Origin of the sequence: Pseudogracilibacillus sp. SO30301A, assembly GCF_037072025.1 — a bacterium.
Classification (GTDB): domain Bacteria; phylum Bacillota; class Bacilli; order Bacillales; family Amphibacillaceae; genus Pseudogracilibacillus.
Genome location: NZ_JAXHDD010000003.1, coordinates 118,136 through 140,419 on the forward strand (window position 1 = coordinate 118,136; position 22,284 = coordinate 140,419).

A 22,284-nucleotide genomic window follows, 5' to 3' on the forward strand; every position below is an offset into this window, starting at 1 on the left:
AATTAGAGCAATCCCGCCACACAAAAAGTTTCAACTTTTTCATTTATTTATATTAAAGTTCCTTTTATTTTATCTTGTTGCTTTATATAGTAAACAAAAAATCTCAAAATGAATAGGAGAGCACATTCGCCTAAACATTTTGGGATTATCTCATTCGTATGGGGAAGCCTCGTATTTTAAAAATATTAATGTTTATATTATGAAAAAAAATGAGGTATAAAATATGTAGATATTCATAATGTAATAAAGACCGACCATGCAGGAACATGGAACGGTTCAATGTGTAACAACCCTTCAAAGGGGCGACTCATATTTGAGTGTTTTAAGTAACTACCCTAAATGCTGTCAGCTTAGATAGGGTGGTTATTTTTTATTTGGAAATGACATCGTATTCTAAACTAGCATCTAGCAATCCTTTTAAAAATTCACTCCAGCACTTTTCCCACTAATAACACAAACTCATACCCTCGTGCCATGAGTTGTGGTACCGCCTCGCGCACGGCGCTCGTCGGCTGGTTCATATGTAACAGTGCGATCGATCCAGGTTCTGCCGTTAATAAAGCCTGACTCACTTGCCCACTCGTATACGTCGCGCCAGCGTCTCCTAAAAAATCAAAATTGACAACCTCGGAGCCAAACGCCAGCGATTAAAACATGCAAAAGACCCTATCGCTTAATTAAGACAGACAATTCCCCTTTAAATACTTTCTCATTACCCGCATTATATGTAGATAATAATACAGTTACAATTCCGGCATCTTTTTTAACCTTTTTCTTATTAATCACTTCCGCAACAACGCGCAACTCATCACCAGGATACACCGGCCTCAAAAACCGGATTCGATCCATCCCAGTTCCCGCGATGATATCCTCCCCATAAACACCTAATTCCACCCACAGTTTAAACGAAACACCTAACGTATGGATGCCAGAAGCAATAATACCATTAAATCGCCCTTCCGCAGCCTTCCCCTCATCCAAATGCATATACTGCGGATCAAATTTTTCCGCAAATCCCATAATATCCGCTTTTGTGAGTGTAAGTGAATCCGATTCAAATACTTGCCCAATCGTAAACGCATCGTACTTCATAACGAACACCTCGTAAGTTAGTATATTTGTTTTGGCAAAATTCACTCCAGCTCTTTTCCCGCTAATAACACAAACTCATATCCTCGTGCCACGAGTTGCGGTACCGCCGCTCGCACGCCTTCCGCCGTGCCGCTCGTCGGCTGGTTCATGTGTAACAGTGCGATCGATCCCGGTTCTGCCGTTAATAAAGCCTGACTCACTTGCCGACTCGTATACGTCGCACCAGCGTCTCCTAAAATATTAAAATTGACAACCTCATAGCCAAGCGCATTTGCGAGTTCCACAGCGACTTCATCATAATAGGCTGTACCTGAGCGGAATAATCTCATGTTGCTTCCAGTTAAGTTTTTCACAGTTTTATGATTATCCATAATTTCATTATACGCCTCATTAACAGATCCGGTTGCTGAAATGCCCCATGCTTCCCCACCATTGATGGAAAGGGGAGCATGTTCGGTTCCGTGATTTTCAATTTGAAAAAGCGGATCACCTGCAAGCTCCAAAAAGATAGCTTCGTTTTCATTGATCCAGCGCTCATTTACAAATAATGTAGCTGGAACTTGTTCTTCCCGGAGAAAGGAAATCAACTCTTCATCGTAACCATTTCCATGATTCCCACCACACGCATCAAATGTTAAGGCGATTTCTTTTTTATCGGTACGGAAACGAGTCTTTACACCAGTAACATGTTCTCCCCATTCATGTGGAGACCGGTCAAATTGGGATAAATCTATTTCTCTTTCAGGAATTTCTTTTTGTACTATATTACTCTTCAATTCTTTTACGTCAACAGCTTCATTTATTGTTGGACTAGCGCAACCGATTAGTATGAGTAGAATAATAAATATGTATATTCGTTTCATTTGTTAAACCTCATTTCTCTACGATAAGTATACACCCTACAAAATGTCTAACGCACTTTTTATCTAATACTTAGTTATCATTTTAAGAAGATGTTCAAAAAGTCCAGTAAAAATGACACTGCGAATTTCGCACGAATGCTTGTTTCTCCACTCCTTGAAAAAGGAAAGCACTTTTTCTTCGTGCTAGAAGCGTTTCCTTGGAAAAGACGATCACTTTTCCTGCGTGCCAGATCTTTAATCATATATATATGCATACATTCCGCTGACGGGAGCTGCGCCGTCTCGAACTTCTTGGTCCTTTTTATCCTCCTTTTTAAACACGGACTTTAAGGAAAGTGAATTTTTCCGACAGCTTTCAACAAAATGTCGAGTCATTTTTTGATAGAGTAGATGCAATCTAGTAAGTGGGTGAGAGATCAATGAAACAGACACTCGTAAACATACTCGCAATGGTTTATTTACTAGTTATGATTGCAAGTATGCTACATTCGGAAACTAACGCATTATTTACAGATACAAAAAGCTATGGTGGGAAGCTAGCCGCAGCAGATGTATTTAACGAAGAAGAGTCTAAGAATGAACAGGTAGAAGAAGACGAAAAAACAGATAATGTTGAAGAAAAAGAAATGAGAGAAGATAGTGAAGATAATGTTGAAGAAAAAGAAATGACAGAAGATAGTGAAGAAAATGTCGAAGAAAAAGAAATGTCAGAAGATAGTGAAGATAATGCTGAAGAAACAGATATGACAGAAGATAGTAAAGAAAACGTTGAAGAAAAAGTTCATAAAGAAGATGAACTGGAAGAAATCGAAACCGAAGAAGATGAATTAGATAATCATGAAAATGATGAAACATTAGAAGAAATGGATGAAGATCCCGAGGAATAAGGGGGAGTAGTTTTCGAAGGATCAATCCGACAATTTAAAGGCTGATTGTTAGAGTTCGCGTAATTTTAATGAACGAACTGATATGCTGTTCTTAAATAAGAGGAATTATCAGTACAGCTTAAAAAAGTATAGATGAATTTTTGTATATTCATAGGAACTCCTGTACCTTTTATTTAGCAGAGTTAATATAAACCTCTTTCATGATAGATGGTGGCTGCACAATGCGGAGCCATACAGGTTTCTTATCTGCCAAAATAAAAGCCCTAGCGGCATCGCTAGAACTTTCTGATTCTCATATACTATTAATAAAATCTCTTAAAGCTATGGAAATGTTTGCTCCAATAAGAGTTACTCAAACTTGTAATTGTTACACCTGTAGATGTTCCTGCATGGATAAATTGATTATTTCCTAAGTAGATTCCCATATGAGAAATCCCGGATCGATATGTTCCTTCAAAAAATACGAGATCGCCAACTTGTGGTGAGTTTACTATATAGGATCGGTTGTAATATCCATCTGTTGATAGGCGGCCAATCGATTGACCGGACTGTTCAAATGCCCAGTAAATAAATCCACTACAATCAAATCCACTAGGGGAGGAACCACCCCATTCGTACGGAACACCCATAACTGATTTTGCAGTTGAAATTAAATCACCAGATGCTGGTGTAGAAGGCTTAGATGGCTTCGAATCTGAACTTGCAGCTTTGCCACTGACAACTAATTTATTCCCAGGATAGATAGTATCAGACGTTAAATTATTCCACTTCTTCAAGTTGCTTAACGAAACACCATGACTAGATGCAATTTTGTCTAGTGTATCGCCACTTTTTACTGTGTATGTACTTGTCTTATCAGAAGAAGAACCTCCTCCATTACTTCCGCTATTACTAGAATCACTAGAAGAAGACTTTCCACTACTACTGACAGCTAACTTATCGCCAGGATAGATAGTATTAGACGTTAAATTATTCCACTTCTTCAAGTTGCTTAACGAAATACCATGATTAGATGAAATTTTGTCTAGTGTATCGCCACTTTTAACTGTGTATGTACTTGTCTTACCAGAAGAAGAACCTCCTCCACTACTTCCGCTATTACTAGAATCACTAGAAGAAGACTTTCCACTACTACTGACAGCTAACTTATCGCCAGGATAAATAAGATGAGAGGATAAGTTATTCCATTTCATTAAATTATTTAAAGAGATCCCATGTGCTTTTGCGATCTCACCTAATGTATCCCCACTTTTAACCGTATAGGTACTTCCACTGCTGGAACTGCCTGTTGAGCTGTTCTCACTACTTGAACTCCCGCTGTTAGAAGGCTTTGAATTCGCAGCATCTTTACTTACGACAAGTTTATCGCCAGGGTAAATTAATGTTGTTGATAAGTTGTTCCAGTCCATCAAGTTTTTTAAAGATATTCCGTGTTCGGCAGCAATTTTACTTAACGAGTCCCCATCCTTAACTGTATATGTACTAGCCTTAGACGGTGTAGTGCTTTTATCTTTCGATGGTGCTTTCGAATTAGATGGACTGCCATCGACCTCTATAACTTGATTCGGGGAAATGATATGATTCGACAAATTATTCCAAGCCTGTAAATTTGCCACACTCGTATTATATTTTTGCGAGATAGACCATAATGAGTCACCCGGCTTAACCTTATACGATGCGGCATCTGCCGTTTGGCCACCAAACATAGTAGAAGCAATAACAGCCGATGCAGTAACAGACATAAATACTTTGTTTTTTGACAATGACACCACTCCTTTTTTCTTAGTCAAATTTTTACTATGCAATTAAAGTCACAAGGACTATCTTGACTAGGTTGTTTTTTAGCGTTACAATTACAACACTTTATAATAGGTAGTACTATCAAACTAATACAATATAGTACGAATTTCCACCGTGTTATTATGACTAAATGCCTACGACGCACATTATTACAATTATTACAGTTAGTTTACATGTCGTAATATAGCAATTTTCCTTTTACTTTTTAGCGAAATTTGGTACTATATTTAAGTGCTATGTAATTATTTAGTAAAAAAATAATTTCGTGAATAAATTCGATAATATCAGAATAAAATGTGGAGGTAAAGTAATGGAAGAGACCATTTCATTAAAAGAGATTTATGAGATAGTTAAAAAGCGTCTTTCCCTTATTGTTTCATTTGTGATCGGGGCAGCGCTTCTTGCAGCGATTGTTAGTTTTTTTATATTAACCCCAATCTATCAATCTAGTACACAGTTTATCGTTAATCAAAGCCAAGAAAGCTCTAACCAAGAAATGCAAATAGATCAAAATACCATTCGGACAAACGTTGAGCTTATTAATACGTATAATGTAATTATTACGAGTACAGCTATTTTGAATGATGTTATTGAGGAACTTAGCTTATCTTATTCCCCGGAAGCGTTAAAGTCAAACATCCAAGTTTCCAGTGAGCAAAATTCACAAGTTGTTACGGTTACTGTAAAAGATCCCGATCCAGCGCTTGCAACAGAAATTGCCAATACAACTGTACATGTTTTCCAAGAAAAAATTCCTGATCTGATGAATGTGGATAATGTGAATATTTTGTCAGAGGCAATAACAAAAGAAAATCCTTCACCAGTTGAACCGAAACCGATGCTTAATATTGCAATTGGGATTGTTCTAGGGTTAATGGTTGGGGTTGGAATTGCATTTTTACTCGAATACTTAGATACGAAAATTAGAACAGAACAAGATGTGGAAGAAAAACTTGGTCTTACATTAATAGGAGTTATCTCCACAATTGAAGCAGATGATATACGTCGTGATCCATCAACAACAACACAACCTGTAAAGAGAGGGGGATTCCATCATGTTCAAGCGAAAAAAACCGGCACCAACTAGTAAAATACGTCATTTAATTACAAAGTTAAATCCAAGATCCCCGATCTCGGAGCAATACCGAACGATACGGACAAATATACAGTTTTCATCAGTCGATGAGCCATTGCAGTCTCTTCTCGTAACATCGGCCGGACCTGCAGCAGGAAAATCAATCACTGCAGCGAACTTGGCAGTCGTCTATGCCCAACAAGGAAAACGGACATTATTAATTGATGCAGATTTAAGAAAACCGACTGTTCACTATACATTTCGTCTCGATAATTTACGGGGACTTAGTAATGTATTAATCGGTGACAGTACAATAGAGAATACTGTTGAAGCGTCAGATGTTGATAATCTTCACATCTTATCATGTGGACCGATCCCACCAAACCCATCTGAACTTCTTGCTTCAAAACGGATGGCTGACATTTTAAAACAAGTAAAACAATTATATGATTTTATTATTTTTGATACGCCACCTGCACTTGCGGTAACGGATGCGAAAATATTGGCAAATATTGTCGATGGAACAATCCTTGTCTACAGAAGTGGTACAACGGAATTAGAAGAGGCGGAAAGAGCGGCGGAAATGATAAAAGATTCAAAAGCGAGATTACTAGGGGCGATACTAAATGATCGTTCGAAAGAGACTGCTAGTTATTATTACTACTATGGTTCGTAACAAAATACCCTCTATATACTAATAGGAGGGTATTCTTTTACAGCTCTACAGGTAGAAACTGTAAACCTATCGAAGGAAGTACCGATTATTTTTGAAAAAATGTAGAATTTTCCAAAAAACTGTTGCACTTTGTTGCATAATTTTTAAATGGAAATCAATTTGAGGGAAAATACCTATTGAAAAGGTAGAATTTTCCCATAAAATTTGTTACACTTCTGTTATATAATTTTAATTGTAAATCAATTTGAGTGAAAATACCTATCACGAACAGAAAGACATATCCAAAGGAGGGAATTTAATTGATTGATATACATAGTCATATATTACCTGGTGTAGATGATGGTGCAAAGACTGAGCAAGATAGCCTTGCTATGGCTAAAGTAGCGGTAGAAGAAGGAATTACAAAAATCGTCGCTACCCCACACCATAAAAACAGAACGTATGATAATTATAAAGATGAAATTACTACCCATGTCTCTGTATTAAATGACTTGTTCCATGAAAATAATGTGCCTCTCGAAGTGATCGCTGGACAAGAGGTACGTATTTACGGGGAAATTTTGGAAGATTTGGAAAAAGGTGAAATTCAGCCGGTTAATGACACGAAATACCTATTAATAGAATTCCCGTCTGATTCTGTTCCGCATTATACAGAACAACTTTTTTACGACCTACAAATTGCCGGAATTAAACCAGTAATCGTCCATCCTGAACGAAACAGAGAATTATTAGAAAACCACCGGAGAATGTACGAACTTGTAAGAAATGGTGCGTTATCACAAGTGACAGCAGCAAGTCTTGTCGGTAAGTTCGGTAAGAAAATTGAAGAATTTTCTCATCAATTAATTGAAGCACATTTAACACATTTCATTGCATCTGATGCGCATAACACGACAACAAGAGGGTTCTGCATGCGTGAAGCATTTGAACTATTTAAAGAACGGTACGGTGTTGAAATGTATTATCTGTTCATGGAAAATAGTCAATTGCTCCTGGGGAACATGAATATTAATAAGATCGAGCCGGCTTCGATTCGGACAAAACGTCGGAAGTTGTTTGGATTATTTTAACAGGTAAGAAACCAGCATGGCTTCGCATAGCGCAGCCACCATCTATCATGATAAAGGTTTGTTTTCATACAAAGTATTAAAAATTTCTTACTGCTCACTGACTAAAAGTGCGACGTTTTGGGACTGGGACTGCGCTTACTCGTACCACCGAAAAGCATTTGTCACGTGCCCCAGTACTGGCACGTCCTGAACGTCGTAGGTGCAACTAAAGTTTCCGCCATACTTGGAAATAAGCCAAGTTTTCTAAAATTTATGTAAAAAAATTAGTTATGCAATTTTATGTACATTTTGTTTGATATACTAAAAATAGTTACTAATCACTTTTGAATAAGTGAAAATAGAAAGAAGGTTAGACTGTGACATATCGAAGTCGGCTTACGTTACTTATATTGCTAGATTCAGTGATTGTAAGTATCGCAATTTTTGTTGCGTTTTGGCTTGTCTATCCATATAGTGCAACTCCATATGACAATACAGTCATCATCATTACGGCCGTAGCATTACTTTTGTTTCATCATGTTTATGCACTTGTTTATAATTTATACAATAAAATGTGGGCGTACGCAAGTGTTGGGGAACTTGTCTCGATAGTAAAAGCAGTTACTTTTACTATTATATCGGCAGCAATTGTCCAAATGTTAATAAACGATTTTACGATGTATCGCCGGGCATTATTGGTTACGTGGATGTTACATATTATTTTAATTGGCGGTTCTCGCTTTTTTTGGCGTGTCGTTCGGGACAGGTATATTACAAAGTCTGATAAGAAAAAACGCACGCTTATTGTTGGAGCAGGTGATGCAGGAGCAATGATTGCAAGGCAATTGAATAATGATCATAATGATTCAGAATTATGGCCAATCGCGTTTGTGGATGATGACCTGACAAAACAACGGATGCAAGTGTATAATTTACCGGTTATCGGTAAGGTGAAAGATATCCCTGATGTCGTTACACAAAGGAAAATTGATCATATTGTTATTGCAATTCCTTCCTTAAAAAATGGGGAATTAAACAAAATTATTGATTACTGTAATAAAACTTCCGCAAAAGTGCAAATGATTCCCAAAATAGAAGATTTAATGACTGGACGAGTATCGGTTAGTAGTTTAAAAAATGTCGAAGTAGAAGATTTACTTGGGCGTGAACCGGTTGAACTTGATATTGATTCAATTCAAGATAAAGTGACAGGCAATACAATTATGGTAACTGGAGCTGGAGGTTCGATTGGTTCAGAAATTTGTCGACAGCTAATGCGCTTTTCACCGGCAAAATTACTTCTCGTCGGACACGGGGAATACAGCATTTATTCAATCGATATGGAATTAAGGAAAAAACATGGACAAACCGATGTCGAAATCATCCCAATAATCGGTGATGTGAAAGACCAGGCACGTATGTTTGAAATTGTAGAAAAGTATCGTCCAAAAAAAATCTTCCACGCAGCAGCACATAAACATGTGCCGTTAATGGAATATAACCCGCATGAAGCGGTGAAAAACAATGTGATCGGAACAAAAAATGTTGCCGAAGCGGCAGATGCATTTGGTGTAGACACGTTCGTATTAGTTTCAACAGATAAAGCGGTGAATCCAACGAATGTCATGGGGGCGACAAAACGGATTGCGGAAATGGTTGTTCAATCAATGAACACTAAAAGCAATACGAAATTTGTGGCAGTCCGATTTGGAAATGTACTTGGTAGCCGTGGTAGTGTTATCCCGCTATTTAAAAAGCAAATCAATGAAGGTGGCCCAGTTACCGTCACAGACCCAGAGATGACTAGATATTTCATGACGATACCGGAAGCGTCCCGACTTGTCATTCAAGCCGGAACACTTGCTAGAGGTGGAGAAATCTTTGTTCTCGATATGGGCGAACCTGTAAAGATTCTTGATTTAGCAAAGAATTTAATTCGATTATCTGGTTATTCAGAAGAAGAGATTGGAATCGAATATACAGGTATTCGACCTGGAGAAAAAATGTATGAAGAATTACTTGGTGAAGATGAAATTTTACCAGGACAAGTATATGAGAAAATATATATTGGTAGAACTGTAGAAGTTGATGAAAACTGTATTGATGATTTGATTGTGAATTTTAGCACTTTTGAAAATCCAAAATTAAAGGATAATCTGATGAATATTGTTTATATGGAAAAAGAGTTGTTGACAGCTAAAGGTTCGTAAGCGAAAAGTATGGAGGGTATAGAAATGCAAAAAGTAAAAAAAGCTATAATCCCTGCAGCGGGACTAGGCACACGTTTTTTACCAGCCACAAAGGCTATGCCGAAAGAAATGTTACCGATTGTCGATAAGCCTACCATCCAATACATCGTAGAAGAAGCTATCGAGTCAGGAATCGAAGATATCATTATAGTCACTAGCAATACAAAAAGAGCCATTGAAGACCATTTTGATACGAATTTCGCACTAGAAGAAAGTTTAAAACGCACCGGTAAAACAGAATTATTAAAGAAAGTGAAAGAAGCGGAAGTCGATATCCATTATATTCGTCAAAAACAACCTAGAGGATTAGGACATGCGGTATGGTGTGCACGTAAATTTATCGGAGATGAGCCATTTGCAGTTCTTTTAGGAGATGATATCGTTCAGGCGGATACCCCAGGGTTAAAACAACTAATTGATCAGTATGATGAAACGGGCTGTTCTGTTATAGGTGTACAAACCGTTTCGGATGAGGAAACGGATCGTTATGGTATTGTTGATCCGTTTTCAAAAGAAGGTCGTCGTTACCAGGTGCATCATTTTGTTGAAAAACCAAAGCTTGGTACAGCTCCATCAAACCTAGCGATTATGGGGCGTTACGTTTTAACACCTAGAATATTCGAACATCTGGATAAACATGAAATCGGTGCTGGCGGAGAAATTCAATTAACTGATGCTATCCAAGCAGTAAATGAAATTGAAAAAGTATACGCGTATGATTTTGAGGGTAAACGTTTTGATGTTGGAGAAAAGTTAGGATTCATTGAGACAACTATTGAATTTGCACTTCAAAATAATGATATTAAAGATGAATTATATGAATTTCTTGAGAAAAAGATTGAGGAAATAAAAATAAAAGCTTAACACAATGGGATTAAAGGAGCTTATCGTTTTGAAAGAGAAAATTTTTCTTTCATCACCACATATGAGTGATGAAGGGTATGAAATGGAATATATAAAAGAAGCATTTGATACAAATTGGATCGCTCCACTTGGAGAAAATGTAAACAAATTCGAAAGTGAATTTGCCGAAAAGGTTGGTTCGAAATCAGCAGCAGCTTTATCATCTGGTACTGCTGCTATTCACATGGCATTAAAAGCAGCAGGAGTTGGTGAAGGGGATATTGTCTTTTGTCAATCTTTAACATTCTCTGCCTCTGCAAATCCCATCCTTTATCAAAATGCAACACCTGTATTTATTGATAGTGATGAAGAGACATGGAATATGTGTCCAAGGGCATTAGAAGAAGCGTTTGAAAAATATCCAAACGTAAAGGCTGTCATTATTGTCCATTTGTACGGGTTATCAGCGAACATGGATGAAATAGTAGAGTTATGTAAAAAACATAGCGTCGTTTTAATTGAAGATGCAGCTGAATCTTTAGGATCAAAGTATAAAGGACAGCAAACGGGTACATTTGGCGATTACGGCATTTTTTCATTTAATGGAAATAAAATTATTACTACTTCTGGTGGTGGCATGCTTGTTTCGAATAAAATAGAAAAAGTTGAAAAAGTTAAATTTTGGTCAACACAATCTCGAGATCAAGCGAAACACTATGAACATAGTGAAATTGGTTATAATTATCGTTTGAGTAATGTTCTTGCCGGAATAGGTAGAGGACAATTAAGAGTATTAGAGGATCGTGTGAAAAAGAAGACGGAAATCTATGAATACTATAAAGATCATTTAAAGAATATAGAAGGTATCGGTTTTATGCCAGAAAATGACTGGGATGAACCGAACTATTGGCTAAGTGCGATTACATTAGAAGGAAAAATTCGTCCATTAGATGTGATTGAAGCATTGGAAAAGGAGAATATCGAGGCTCGTCCATTATGGAAACCGATGCATTTACAGCCCATTTTTGAACAATATGATTATGTTGGTGGTAATGTAGCAGAAACACTGTTTAAAAATGGGATTTGCTTACCTTCGGATACAAAGATGATGAAAAAAGAAATAGAGAAAGTAGTTAAAGCAATAAAAAATTATTAATTGTGCATTTTGCAAAACTAATAGGTTTAATGTGATAAAATCTGAAAAAGAAAGAAAGTTCGAATAGATGCGAGAGTGATAGCTCATGTATAAAAAAAATATAAAAAGAGTTTTTGATATATTAATAATTTTACTGTTTTCACTTCCAACAGTATTAATCGGAACAATAATCGCTATATTAATAAAAATTGATAGTAAGGGATCGATTTTTTATAAGCAAGAAAGACTGGGGTTCAAAGGTAAAGTATTTGAGATATATAAATTCCGTACTATGGTAGAAAATGCAGAAAATATTGGTTCAGGTATTAAAACATTTCAAGACGATCCCAGGATAACAACAATTGGAAAATTTTTAAGGAAAACGAGTTTAGATGAGATTCCACAATTAATAAATGTATTGAAAGGGGATATGAGCATAATTGGACCAAGACCTCCAGTGCCATATCATCCGAGAAAATATCAAGAATACAGGAAGGAACAAGTCAAAAGATTTACTGTTCGCCCTGGTATTACTGGTTACGCCCAAATCAAAGGGAGAAATAATATTAGTTGGGATGAAAGAATCGTATATGATATTGAATATGTCAACAATCTTTCTTTTCTACTTGATATTAAAATATTTATTTTAACAATTGTAAAAGTGTTTAAAAAAGAAGGGATTCATAGTAATACAAAAGAAGAGATTCATAGTAATACTAAATAATTTTGAAAGGATATTTTATATGCTTAAGGGTAAAAATGTATACCTACGTTTAATGGAAGAAAAAGATATTCCTTATAGAGTGAAGTGGATTAATAACCCAGAAATAAGGCATACATTAAATTTTGATTACCCGATTTCAGAAGTTGGAACTCGAAAATGGTTACATAGTGTTGCAAGTAATCCGGGTAGAAGAGATTTTATTGTTTGTGATATTGAAACAGATAAACCAGTCGGTTATGGTGGATTATTAGGTATTGATATAAAAAATGGAAAAGCTGAATCGTATATGGGAATTGGTGAGAAAAATCTTCACGGAAAAGGAATTGGCTTTGAAATAAGAAAAATACTACTAGATTATGCTTTTAAAGAATTAAACCTTAATAAAGTGTATGCATATGTGTGGAAAGAAAATATGCCAATGATTAAATTAAATGAAAAAGTAGGATTCCAAATAGAAGGTTTATTAAGGCAAGATGTTTTATCCCATGGCGAGAAAAGAGATAGATATATTATGGGAATATTGAAAGACAAGTATTTATCTTGAACGAAGTGAAGTAGGTGCAGTAATGAACTCAATAAAATTTAATACATATCCAACCCCAGTAGAATTTTATGGAGAATATTACAACAATAATATATATATTAAAAGAGATGATTTAACAGAACCTACTTTAGGTGGAAATAAAGTAAGGAAGCTTGAATTGTTTTTAGCTGAAGCAAGAGAAAAGAAAGTAGATTATATAGTAACATATGGATCGGCACAATCGAATCACTGTCGATTGACTGTTACAATGGCAAGAAAATTAGGATTTAAGGTATTACTCATTTTAGCTAAAAGTGATAGCGTTCATTATAATGGTAACTTTTTAATTTATGACCTTTATAATACTGAAATCGTTTGGACGGAAACGGATAAAGTACCAGAGTCTATTAAAGATACTTTAAGTAGTCTATTAGATAAAGGTCATAATCCATATTTTATTCAGGGTGGCGGACATGGAGACTTAGGAACACATGCATATAAACTTGCATTTGACGAAATTATGGAACAAGAAAAAGAATTAGAGCTTTCTTTCAACAAAATATTTCATGCTTCTGGTACTGGTACAACGCAAGCCGGCTTAGTAAGTGGAAATATATTATATAACAGTAATAAAGAAGTAATCGGGATTAGTGTTGCTAGAAATAATGCACGAGGAAAAGAAGTCATTGCAGAAAGCATCATATCTTATTTAAAAAACATTCATGAATTTAATTATCATATTACGAATGAATTAACATTTATCGATAAATATGTTGGTAATGGATATGCCCATATTTATCCTGAGATAATAAATACCATTAAAAATGTTGCTAGAAATTCAAGTGTTTTATTGGATCCCGTCTATACAGGCAAAGCATATTATGGAATGTTAGATTATATAAAGACGAATAGTATATCGGGTGAAAATATTTTATTTATCCATACAGGAGGCATTCCTTTATTATTTAACTATGCTAGTGAATTTAAAGAGGAGTAACTTAGATGAACATATTAGTAACAAGCGCAGGTCGTAGGGTGAAAATAATTGAATACTTTAAAGATGTGGTTGAAAAAGAACAAGGAAAAGTAATCACAACGGATTGTGATGCTCATGCTCCAGCTATTTATTTCAGTGATGATTATGAAATTGTGCCATGTATTGATGAGCCAAATTATATTAATATTATACTTGAAATATGTAAGAAACACGACATCAATGCCATCATTTCATTAATTGACCCGGAATTAGAAATATTAGCAAGCAATAAGAATCTATTTGATAATCATAATATTCAATTAATCTTATCACCTAAGGATATGGTAGATATTTCATTTGATAAATTGAAAACTTATAAGTACTTAAAAAATAAAGAAGTTCCTTCTGTCCCAACATATGATAACTTAGATGAAGTAAAAGATTTATTGAAATCAAATAAGTTATCATATCCTTTAGTTGTTAAACCAGCAAAAGGAAGTGCAAGTATTGGTTTGTACATCGTTTCAAATGAATCAGAATTGAACGAAGCATTTTACAAACTAGAAGGGCAAATTATACAACCCTTTTATAAAGATAAAGAATTTGGAATCGATGTATATATTGATATGGTTAATGGCGAATTAGTTGACTTATTCATTAAAGAAAAAATAAAAATGCGAGCTGGAGAAACTGATAAATCGATATCAACACATAGTGAAAAAATAGAAGAATTAATAAAGAAAATGATTGAAAAAACCAACTTTATAGGCCCAATCGATATTGATTGTTTTGAGTTTAATGGTGAATATTTTATTTCTGAAATAAATCCAAGATTTGGTGGAGGATATCCACATGCTTATGAATTAGGATGTAATTTCATGGAATACATTGTTACAAATTTGAAAAACGAAGAGAATGAAACTTATAAAACATATAAATACAAAGCAGAGATTGTGATGATGAAATATGATCATTTGAAGTTAATAAAAGAAAAATAAGAAATTTATGTATCGGAGAGTTAAATATGTTTTTTTTGCCTCAATTAAGAGAAAGAAAAATAAAACCACATTTAGAAAAAGAAAAAACATTCTATCAAAACATGAAAATTGATCAGGTTGAATCTTATCAACTCCAAAGGTTTAATAAAGAATGGGAAAAAATTCAGATTCATGTTGATTTCTATAAAAATCTTGTGAATAAAAAGGAAGTCCCAAGAGCCTTTGATAGTTTTGAACAAATTAATGAACTCCCTATTATTACAAGAGATTTTGTAAGTGAAAATATTCACCTTTTTACAAATAAAAGTAAAGAAGCTGATTCTTTTGGAACAACAGGAGGTTCTACAGGTAATCCTTTACAATTTCCCAAATGGCACTCCGAAGCAGTACACTGCGAACCTTCTGTTTGGTATGTAAGAGATTTTTACGGTGTTAAAAGATCAGATAAAATGTTTAGATTATGGGGACATTCCCATACGTTAGGAAAAGGTCTAACTAGAGTCAAAAATAAATTGAAATTTGATATTGGTTTACCTTTAATAGGATTTAAACGGTTTTCAGCTTACGATTTATCAGAAGAAAAATTAAAAGAAGCCGGCGAAGAAATATTAAAGTTTAAACCCAAATATATTATTGGATATAGTAAAGCTTTATTTATGCTTGCTAAAGCAAATGAAGATAAAAAAGAAATCTTTCATCAGTTAAACTTAAAAGTTGTGTTAGGTGCAGCCGAAGGATTTGAAAGAAGTGAAGATCGAGAATTTGTCACGGAAATATTTGGCTGTCCAGTAGGCTTACAATATGCAGCAATGGAAACAAATTACATTGCTCAAACACATCCTGATGGTGAATATAAAGTATTATGGAAAAATAACATTTTAGAATGTGTAGATGATAACGGTAATCCAGCGGAAACGGGAAGAATTATTCTAACATCGTTATATCCAAGAGCATTTCCTTTAGTGAGGTATGAACTAGGAGACATAATTAGTGAATGTAAAAAAGACAAACATAGTGTATATTCATTTAAGGAAGTTAAAGGTAGAGATAATGACTTTTTAATGTTAGATGATAATACACCTATACATTCTGAGGGAATAACTCATGCAATTAAATTTTCTGATAAAATTATTGCCTATCAAATAAGGTATACAACAAATAATATTTATACTATTTATGTGAAAAGTAAAGAAAAATTAATGAAACAGGATATTGAAGAAATTAGATTTCGTTTGAAACAAGTAGATGAGAGACTAGCACAATTAGAAATAAGACAGTCTCAAAGCTTAAGGCAGACTGTGGCAGGTAAGACTAAATGGTTGGTGGAAGAATAGGAATCTTTATTATAGATAAAATAGGTTCAATAACAATTTACGGGTAGCATAATCCGACAAATTTGATGATAAAAAAGGAAAATCCAAACCACCTGTCGTATTGGTAAAGTAACTAAACAAATACCAACGAAAGGATGATTTGGATGCTTAACCATTATATCATGACAAGCGATGGCGATAAAGTACCTTTTATCATTACTCATCAAGTAGAAGTTCCATTCGGCTACCCAAACGTAGGATTGTACCGTCATATTCAATGTACAAATCAAGAAGCTCATTGTCCGGATTGTGGTTTTTGGACAACCAAAGTTCATGAGTATCATCCTAAATGGGTTGTTGCCGGTACTCACAATAACACACCCATCATTAATCATTTCAACCATTGTCGCTTTGCATGTGATGTTTGTCATCATACGTTTATGGAGCCTTTGTCCTGGCTAAAGCCGTATCAACGCATTACCGAAATCGGCCATGAAGCACTTCTGTACGCAACAGATGACTGTACGTTTAAAGCAGTTGGAGAAGCCTTTGGTCGTAGTGGTCAAAATGTGCGGATCCATGTATTAAAACATTATTCGGAGCAGCCGGATCTGACGGAACGTTCAACACCCACGTTGATCGGAATGGATGAAATCAGTTTGGCCAAAGGGAAAGGCAAATATCGACTTGTCCTATATGACCTTTCCATTCCATGGCGTCCGCAACTGTTTCTGATGCATGAAAACAGGCGCAAGGAAGAAGTCAACAAGCTGCTCCATGAATTATCACATCCGGAACGAGTAATGGCGGTTGCGATTGATATGTGGAGAGGTTATAAAACCGCGATTTAAACGGCACTCCCTGATGCAATTGTAGTCATTGATGCATTCCATGTTATTCAGGCTTCTACTAAAGCTATGGGCGAAGTTCGAAAAGACGTTCAGAAATCGTTAAGCAAGGAACAGCGGGATGACTTGAAAAAAAGACAAGGAGCTCTTTGCCGAATCGCCTGAAGAGTTAACAGAAGAGCAACAGGAACGCTTGAAACAATGGGAAGAGGCATCTCCGGAACTGGCACAATCCATCTTGAATGGAAAGAGAAGGTCCTGGCTTTTTCCCCGGAACCGTTCGAGGAATTGCTGAAAACGATCTGCAATTGGTTGCCCGAAATCCTTAATCGCTTTATCCATTACATATCCAACGCCAAAACGGAAGGGAAAAATAACCAGGTTCGGACGATGAATCAACAAGGTTTTGGTTATTCCATCAAATCGATCCAGGCACGGATGCGGATGAAGGAAGAAAAGAATGCCCAACTCAAATGGAGGAAATACCAAGACCGTTATGAGAAACGTTTAAAACAAAATGGACAACAAATAGCTTGTTAAATTTTTTTCGACAAACATTCAAGCAGCCTATTATTATGAACTTTTAATGTCGACTATTGTCGATAATCCCGTGATAGTGAACCATAAAATATAAATTAAAGGAAGATATTCATGCAAAAGGTTAGTATTATAGTTCCAATCTATAATGCAGAAAATTACTTATCAAATTGCCTTGAAAGTTTAGTGAATCAGACATATAAAAATATAGAAATTATATTAATTAATGATGGATCTATAGATAGTTCTTTATCTATCTGTCAACAATTTTCCAATGTGGATAAACGAATAACACTATTAAGTATTGATAATTCTGGTGTTTCTACAGCAAGAAACTTGGGGATTAAGCAAGCCACAGGAGATTATATAACATTTGTTGATAGTGATGATTGGATAGAATTAAATACAATAGAATTTACAATAGAAAAAGCTGTTGAAACAAATGCGGATATTATCGTATGGTCTTATTTTAAAAATTATGCAAATCAAGAAAGAGCCTTATCTTTAATTCCAGGTGGAAACCAAACATTTACTGCAAAAAAAGAGATTTTATATCTAAAATCTATTTATCAATTTTATGGTCAAAAAAAATTTGGGGATACGGTATCTGCTGGAACGACATGGTGTAAACTTTATAAAAGTAATTTAATTAAAGAAAATAATATTAAATTTAAAAAAGAGCTCACTCGTTCTCAAGATGTAATTTTTTGTTTGGAAGCATTTAGTAAAGCTAATTTGATTAAATATTATGATGAACATTTGTACCATTACCGGATTAATAATTCTTCGACTTGTTCTGGAACTAGATACATTGAAGATACATTAACCCCTTTTAATTCTCTATTAAATGAAATGGAGAAATTTTCAAAACAGTTTACTGAAAAAGAAAAGTTCGATGATGTAATAAATGCAAGAGCAGTTCAAATAATTTTATGGCATTTAGATCACAAATATTTTCATAAAGACTATAAAGCAAATATTTTTAAGAGAAAAAGAGAAATAATAAAATTTATAAACTTAGAGCCATACAAATCTGCTTTGAGAAACGTTGATTTAAATTTATTACCCAAGAAGGAACGAACAGTCACAAAACTATTTAGAAAAAATTTAATTGTAACGTTTTATATAATTTATCGGATGCATCAATCTTATATGAGGTTAAATAATAAAAAATTCGATTAAATTCATAGAATATTTTATTTTATAATATGTATAGATATTGTTTGGAATACTTAGGAAGTGAATTATATTTTGAAAATAAATTTAAAAGTATTAGCTTTTGTAATTATATTTTTTACTATATTAGAAACGGATTATTTTCTATAGAGCTAATTTATTCATATTATGGTGATGGTAGTAGATAAATTGTGCTTAGTGCACTAAGAGAGAAAGAGACTTCACAACACCATACTTCAGTATATGTTCCAACATGGAATAATTGGTTTTATTCCAATAGTGTTATTAGTACTATTATTTATTAAGCGCATCGCTTAATTTAAATAGCATGAAATTGCAAAATTTGTATTATTTTCTTTTTTGTTTCTACTACGATGATGATAAGTGAAGTATACTCATTTACTTTTTTATTGGTTGTCTTACTACTAGATATATTTATAGAAGATATTATTAAGCTAGAAAATAAAAAGAATAAAATATTAAGGAAAAGCCATGATTAAAAATAATCTAAAAAATAAATTCGTAAAAAATGTCGTCATAGTTGCAAGTGGTACAGCAGGCGCTCAAGCTATTACAATGTTGTTTTCTCCAATAATCACAAGATTATATGGACCTGAAGCATTTGGAGTAATGGGAACATTTAGTGCCATGATAAATATGATTATCCCAATTGCTGCTTTAACTTATCCAATAGCAATCGTGTTACCTAAAAGAGATGATGATGCACAAGGAATTGTAAAGTTATCAATGCTTGTATCATTGATTTTATCAATTATTTCATTAATTATTATTTTGTTATTTAGGGAACCACTGGCTAATTTATTTAATTTTAAAAATATTTCTATGTATTTATATTTCATACCAGTAATAATTATATTTTCTGGTTTTATGCAGGTTTTAGAACAATGGATGATAAGAACAAAGCAGTTTTCAATAAATGCCAAAGCTACACTTTATCAATCTTTAATTGTAAATATCAGTAAAGTCGGAATTGGCTTCTTTTACCCTATAGCTCAGGTTTTAGTTTTTTTTACAGCGATAGCTAATGGACTAAGAGGAACATTAATGTATTTATTTTCTGATAAAAATATAAGTTTTAAATCTAATAAAAGTGTTAATATTAAACAATTAGCGCAGAAACATTATGATTTTCCAGTCTATCGCGCCCCTCAAGATTTAATAGACTCTGCATCCCAAGGTGTACCTGTAATCATGTTGACAACATTCTTTGGTCCAGCTGCTGCAGGTTTTTATACAATAGGGAGAACAGTTTTAAGATTGCCGACCAATTTAATAGGTAAAGCAGTTGGAGATGTATTTTATCCTCGAATTGCAGAAGCAGCTATAAATAAAGAAGATGTCGCAGGTTTAATTAGAAAGGCAACATTCTCGCTAGCAATCGTAGGAATTATTCCTTTTGGTGTTGTAATGTTGTTTGGCCCATTTCTTTTTAGCTTAGTATTTGGGAGTGATTGGGAAATGGCTGGGGAATATGCAAGGTGGATTTCAATTTGGTCGTATTTTGCGTTTATGAATCGACCAAGTGTTAGGACATTACCGGTATTAAATGCGCAAAAGTTCCATCTGATTTGGACAATATTATGGACAGCCTTAAGAATAGGTTTGTTAGCTTTTACTTATTATTTATCTAAAGATGACTTATTAAGTATAGCTGTGTTTTGTATATCTGGCACAATATCAAATGCATTATTAATATCAATTACTATTAGATTAAGTCGAAAGAGAATGATGAAATATGAGTGATTTTTTATATTCGACCAAAAAGATAGAGCAAAAAATGATATATAAAGTCTTTAAAAACATTTATAAAAATGAAAAAACCAATTTGAAATATTATCAAGGTACTTGGGGTTCATTGGCTATTTCTCAAAACACTTATAACGGATTCGAACCATTAGAAACAGAGGAATTCATTACAGTTGTAGTAGGTGGTCCACTACTTATGTTTCGAGATAATAGTTTTATTACTATTAAAGAAAGTAATGAAGGAACGAAATCTATTTTTAATCGTTGGTTGAATGGAAAAATAAATTGGAACGAAGATTTTAGTGGACCGTTTCACATATTAATTATAAATAAAAAAGAAAGAACTTGTTTGAGTGTTACTGATATTATGTCATTTGTACCAGTTTATTATTTTAATAATGAGAAAAATAGTTATATATGCTCTCACGTAGATATGTTGGCAGAAGTATCAGGTGATAAAGAAAACCTAGACGAAATTTCTTTAATAGATTTTATTTTACATGGAGTTGTAACTTATCCGTATACTTTCTATAAGAATATAAAGCAATTACAACCAGCTTCAACACATAAAATTAATGTAAATAAATTGAGAACAAATAGCTATTGGATTCCAATAGAAGAAAATAGTTACAGTTCGATTAATGAAGCTGCAGATGATATTAGGAAAAATTTAATTAAGTACATTAATAAAATAACCTCTGAGACAACAAATATAGCTCAATTTATAAGCGGGGGAGAAGATTCTAGAACTTTATCAGGACTTTTAAAAGATATAAATAGAGATGCATTCATTTATTTAGATTCGATGAATCGTGAAGGGAAATTAGCAAAAAGAATAACAGAAAACTACAATGCGACATTTAATCTTAGAACTAGAACTTATACACATTATTTGGATATTTTACCTGAATGTGCAAGCTTAGTCGGAACAGGATCAGAGTATCACCATGCACATACTTATGGATTTCATAAAGAAATTGAAAGATACGATGCAGTGTTTGGTGGATTGTTTTCCGATGCTCTATTAAAAGGAGCAAGAATAAAGAAGCATATATGGACTATTAAACTGCCATTCTTGAGTGAAATAAAAGATAGGAGCTTTTCTAATTCTAATAAGCTAAAAGTTAATTTATTTGATGAAAAACAAATAAAAGAATTAACTTTAAGGAGACAGGAACACCTAGATTTTATTTGTCAATTTAGGAATGATTCAGCAGAAGAATGGTTTGAGTTATGGCCTAGTTCAATGAATAGGAATATACCAAATGTTCATGCAAATAGAAGATTGTTTAAAAGTTATGAGCCATTTTTATCGAATGAAATAGTTAAAATTAGTGCAAGAGTAAATCAAAGTTGGAAGTTAAATCGAAAATTATTCCATAAAAGCGTTAAACCATTTTTAAAACCTTCTAAATGGATTTTTCATAGTAATGGCTGGTTACCTTATTATTCATGGAAACCTAATATTTTAATTCATTTTACTACATGGACTTTTAGACAATTTGGTATTAGACTCGGTATTATTAAAGGAAATCAAGGCCCTTGGACTGAGTGGAGAAGTCTAATTACTACAAATGATTGGAATGATTCAATACAAAGTTATTTAAGTAATACTACCATACTGTCTTCTGAGTTAAAGGCAAACATTGAAAATGTTTTAAAGAATAATTCACTTGCAGTATTACAATATATTGCGCTTACACAAGTGTTGTATGAAACATCGGTATTAAGTCAAAATAACGAATAGTTGAGG

19 protein-coding genes and 1 pseudogene are annotated in these 22,284 nt (G+C 34.0%); 17 read left to right on the forward strand and 3 right to left on the reverse strand.

All coding sequences use genetic code 11. From position 1 onward, the window contains the following. Nucleotides 1-666: 666 nt before the first annotated feature. Nucleotides 667-1,092 (reverse strand): MaoC family dehydratase, encoded by a 426-nt coding sequence (locus tag SPD89_RS03290; RefSeq protein WP_336260535.1) that lies wholly within the window; start codon nucleotides 1,090-1,092, stop codon nucleotides 667-669. Nucleotides 1,093-1,133: 41 nt separating this feature from the next. After that, complete coding sequence (locus tag SPD89_RS03295) at nucleotides 1,134-1,955, reverse strand: polysaccharide deacetylase family protein (RefSeq protein WP_336260536.1); 822 nt, start codon at nucleotides 1,953-1,955, stop codon at nucleotides 1,134-1,136. 419 nt (nucleotides 1,956-2,374) lie between these two features. Here SPD89_RS03295 and SPD89_RS03300 point away from each other — a divergent pair, with 419 nt between their 5' ends. After that, the gene (locus SPD89_RS03300) at nucleotides 2,375-2,842 is read left to right on the forward strand and encodes a hypothetical protein (RefSeq protein WP_336260537.1); all 468 of its coding nucleotides are present in this window, start codon (nucleotides 2,375-2,377) and stop codon (nucleotides 2,840-2,842) included. Nucleotides 2,843-3,144: 302 nt separating this feature from the next. On the opposite strand, the gene SPD89_RS03305 is transcribed toward SPD89_RS03300, so the two are convergent. Next, nucleotides 3,145-4,605, reverse strand: a complete 1,461-nt coding sequence (locus SPD89_RS03305; RefSeq protein ID WP_336260538.1) for a C40 family peptidase — start codon at nucleotides 4,603-4,605, stop codon at nucleotides 3,145-3,147. A gap of 347 nt (nucleotides 4,606-4,952) precedes the next feature. On the opposite strand from SPD89_RS03305, the gene SPD89_RS03310 reads away from it, so the two are divergent. The 16 genes and pseudogenes from SPD89_RS03310 (at nucleotide 4,953) to SPD89_RS03385 (ending at nucleotide 22,278) form a co-directional block, all read left to right on the forward strand. Further along, nucleotides 4,953-5,729: a YveK family protein gene (locus SPD89_RS03310; RefSeq protein WP_336260539.1), complete on the forward strand. Its 777-nt coding sequence runs from the start codon at nucleotides 4,953-4,955 to the stop codon at nucleotides 5,727-5,729. Continuing rightward, nucleotides 5,698-6,393 (forward strand): CpsD/CapB family tyrosine-protein kinase, encoded by a 696-nt coding sequence (locus tag SPD89_RS03315; protein ID WP_336260540.1) that lies wholly within the window; start codon nucleotides 5,698-5,700, stop codon nucleotides 6,391-6,393. The genes SPD89_RS03310 and SPD89_RS03315 overlap by 32 nt, the downstream gene beginning before the upstream one ends. Before the next feature lie 299 nt (nucleotides 6,394-6,692). Beyond that, the gene (locus SPD89_RS03320) at nucleotides 6,693-7,463 is read left to right on the forward strand and encodes a tyrosine-protein phosphatase (RefSeq protein WP_336260541.1); all 771 of its coding nucleotides are present in this window, start codon (nucleotides 6,693-6,695) and stop codon (nucleotides 7,461-7,463) included. Between the two features lie 356 nt (nucleotides 7,464-7,819). Beyond that, nucleotides 7,820-9,652 (forward strand): polysaccharide biosynthesis protein, encoded by a 1,833-nt coding sequence (locus SPD89_RS03325; protein WP_336260542.1) that lies wholly within the window; start codon nucleotides 7,820-7,822, stop codon nucleotides 9,650-9,652. 24 nt (nucleotides 9,653-9,676) lie between these two features. Beyond that, a complete protein-coding gene (gene galU, locus SPD89_RS03330) occupies nucleotides 9,677-10,555 on the forward strand; it encodes a UTP--glucose-1-phosphate uridylyltransferase GalU (protein WP_336260543.1) in 879 nt (292 codons plus the stop codon). A gap of 28 nt (nucleotides 10,556-10,583) precedes the next feature. Next, nucleotides 10,584-11,690, forward strand: coding sequence for a DegT/DnrJ/EryC1/StrS family aminotransferase (locus tag SPD89_RS03335; RefSeq protein WP_336260544.1), 1,107 nt, complete (start codon nucleotides 10,584-10,586; stop codon nucleotides 11,688-11,690). 85 nt (nucleotides 11,691-11,775) lie between these two features. Beyond that, nucleotides 11,776-12,393, forward strand: a complete 618-nt coding sequence (locus SPD89_RS03340; RefSeq protein ID WP_442961031.1) for a sugar transferase — start codon at nucleotides 11,776-11,778, stop codon at nucleotides 12,391-12,393. A 19-nt stretch (nucleotides 12,394-12,412) separates the two neighbouring features. Continuing rightward, nucleotides 12,413-12,937, forward strand: coding sequence for a GNAT family N-acetyltransferase (locus tag SPD89_RS03345; protein ID WP_336260545.1), 525 nt, complete (start codon nucleotides 12,413-12,415; stop codon nucleotides 12,935-12,937). A gap of 22 nt (nucleotides 12,938-12,959) precedes the next feature. Next, the gene (locus SPD89_RS03350; protein WP_336260546.1) at nucleotides 12,960-13,913 is read left to right on the forward strand and encodes a 1-aminocyclopropane-1-carboxylate deaminase/D-cysteine desulfhydrase; all 954 of its coding nucleotides are present in this window, start codon (nucleotides 12,960-12,962) and stop codon (nucleotides 13,911-13,913) included. A 5-nt stretch (nucleotides 13,914-13,918) separates the two neighbouring features. After that, nucleotides 13,919-14,890: an ATP-grasp domain-containing protein gene (locus tag SPD89_RS03355; protein ID WP_336260547.1), complete on the forward strand. Its 972-nt coding sequence runs from the start codon at nucleotides 13,919-13,921 to the stop codon at nucleotides 14,888-14,890. Nucleotides 14,891-14,916: 26 nt separating this feature from the next. After that, nucleotides 14,917-16,224 carry a hypothetical protein gene (locus SPD89_RS03360; protein ID WP_336260548.1) on the forward strand — a complete coding sequence of 436 codons (1,308 nt, stop codon included), beginning with the start codon at nucleotides 14,917-14,919 and terminating at the stop codon, nucleotides 16,222-16,224. A gap of 161 nt (nucleotides 16,225-16,385) precedes the next feature. After that, nucleotides 16,386-17,216: pseudogene (locus SPD89_RS22850) on the forward strand (transposase). A 36-nt stretch (nucleotides 17,217-17,252) separates the two neighbouring features. Further along, the gene (locus SPD89_RS03370) at nucleotides 17,253-17,591 is read left to right on the forward strand and encodes a transposase (protein ID WP_336260549.1); all 339 of its coding nucleotides are present in this window, start codon (nucleotides 17,253-17,255) and stop codon (nucleotides 17,589-17,591) included. 111 nt (nucleotides 17,592-17,702) lie between these two features. Next, nucleotides 17,703-18,770: a glycosyltransferase gene (locus tag SPD89_RS03375; protein ID WP_336260550.1), complete on the forward strand. Its 1,068-nt coding sequence runs from the start codon at nucleotides 17,703-17,705 to the stop codon at nucleotides 18,768-18,770. 486 nt (nucleotides 18,771-19,256) lie between these two features. Beyond that, nucleotides 19,257-20,528 (forward strand): lipopolysaccharide biosynthesis protein, encoded by a 1,272-nt coding sequence (locus SPD89_RS03380; protein ID WP_336260551.1) that lies wholly within the window; start codon nucleotides 19,257-19,259, stop codon nucleotides 20,526-20,528. Further along, nucleotides 20,521-22,278: a hypothetical protein gene (locus tag SPD89_RS03385; protein ID WP_336260552.1), complete on the forward strand. Its 1,758-nt coding sequence runs from the start codon at nucleotides 20,521-20,523 to the stop codon at nucleotides 22,276-22,278. Before SPD89_RS03380 ends, SPD89_RS03385 begins: the two co-directional genes overlap by 8 nt. Nucleotides 22,279-22,284 lie beyond the last annotated feature (6 nt).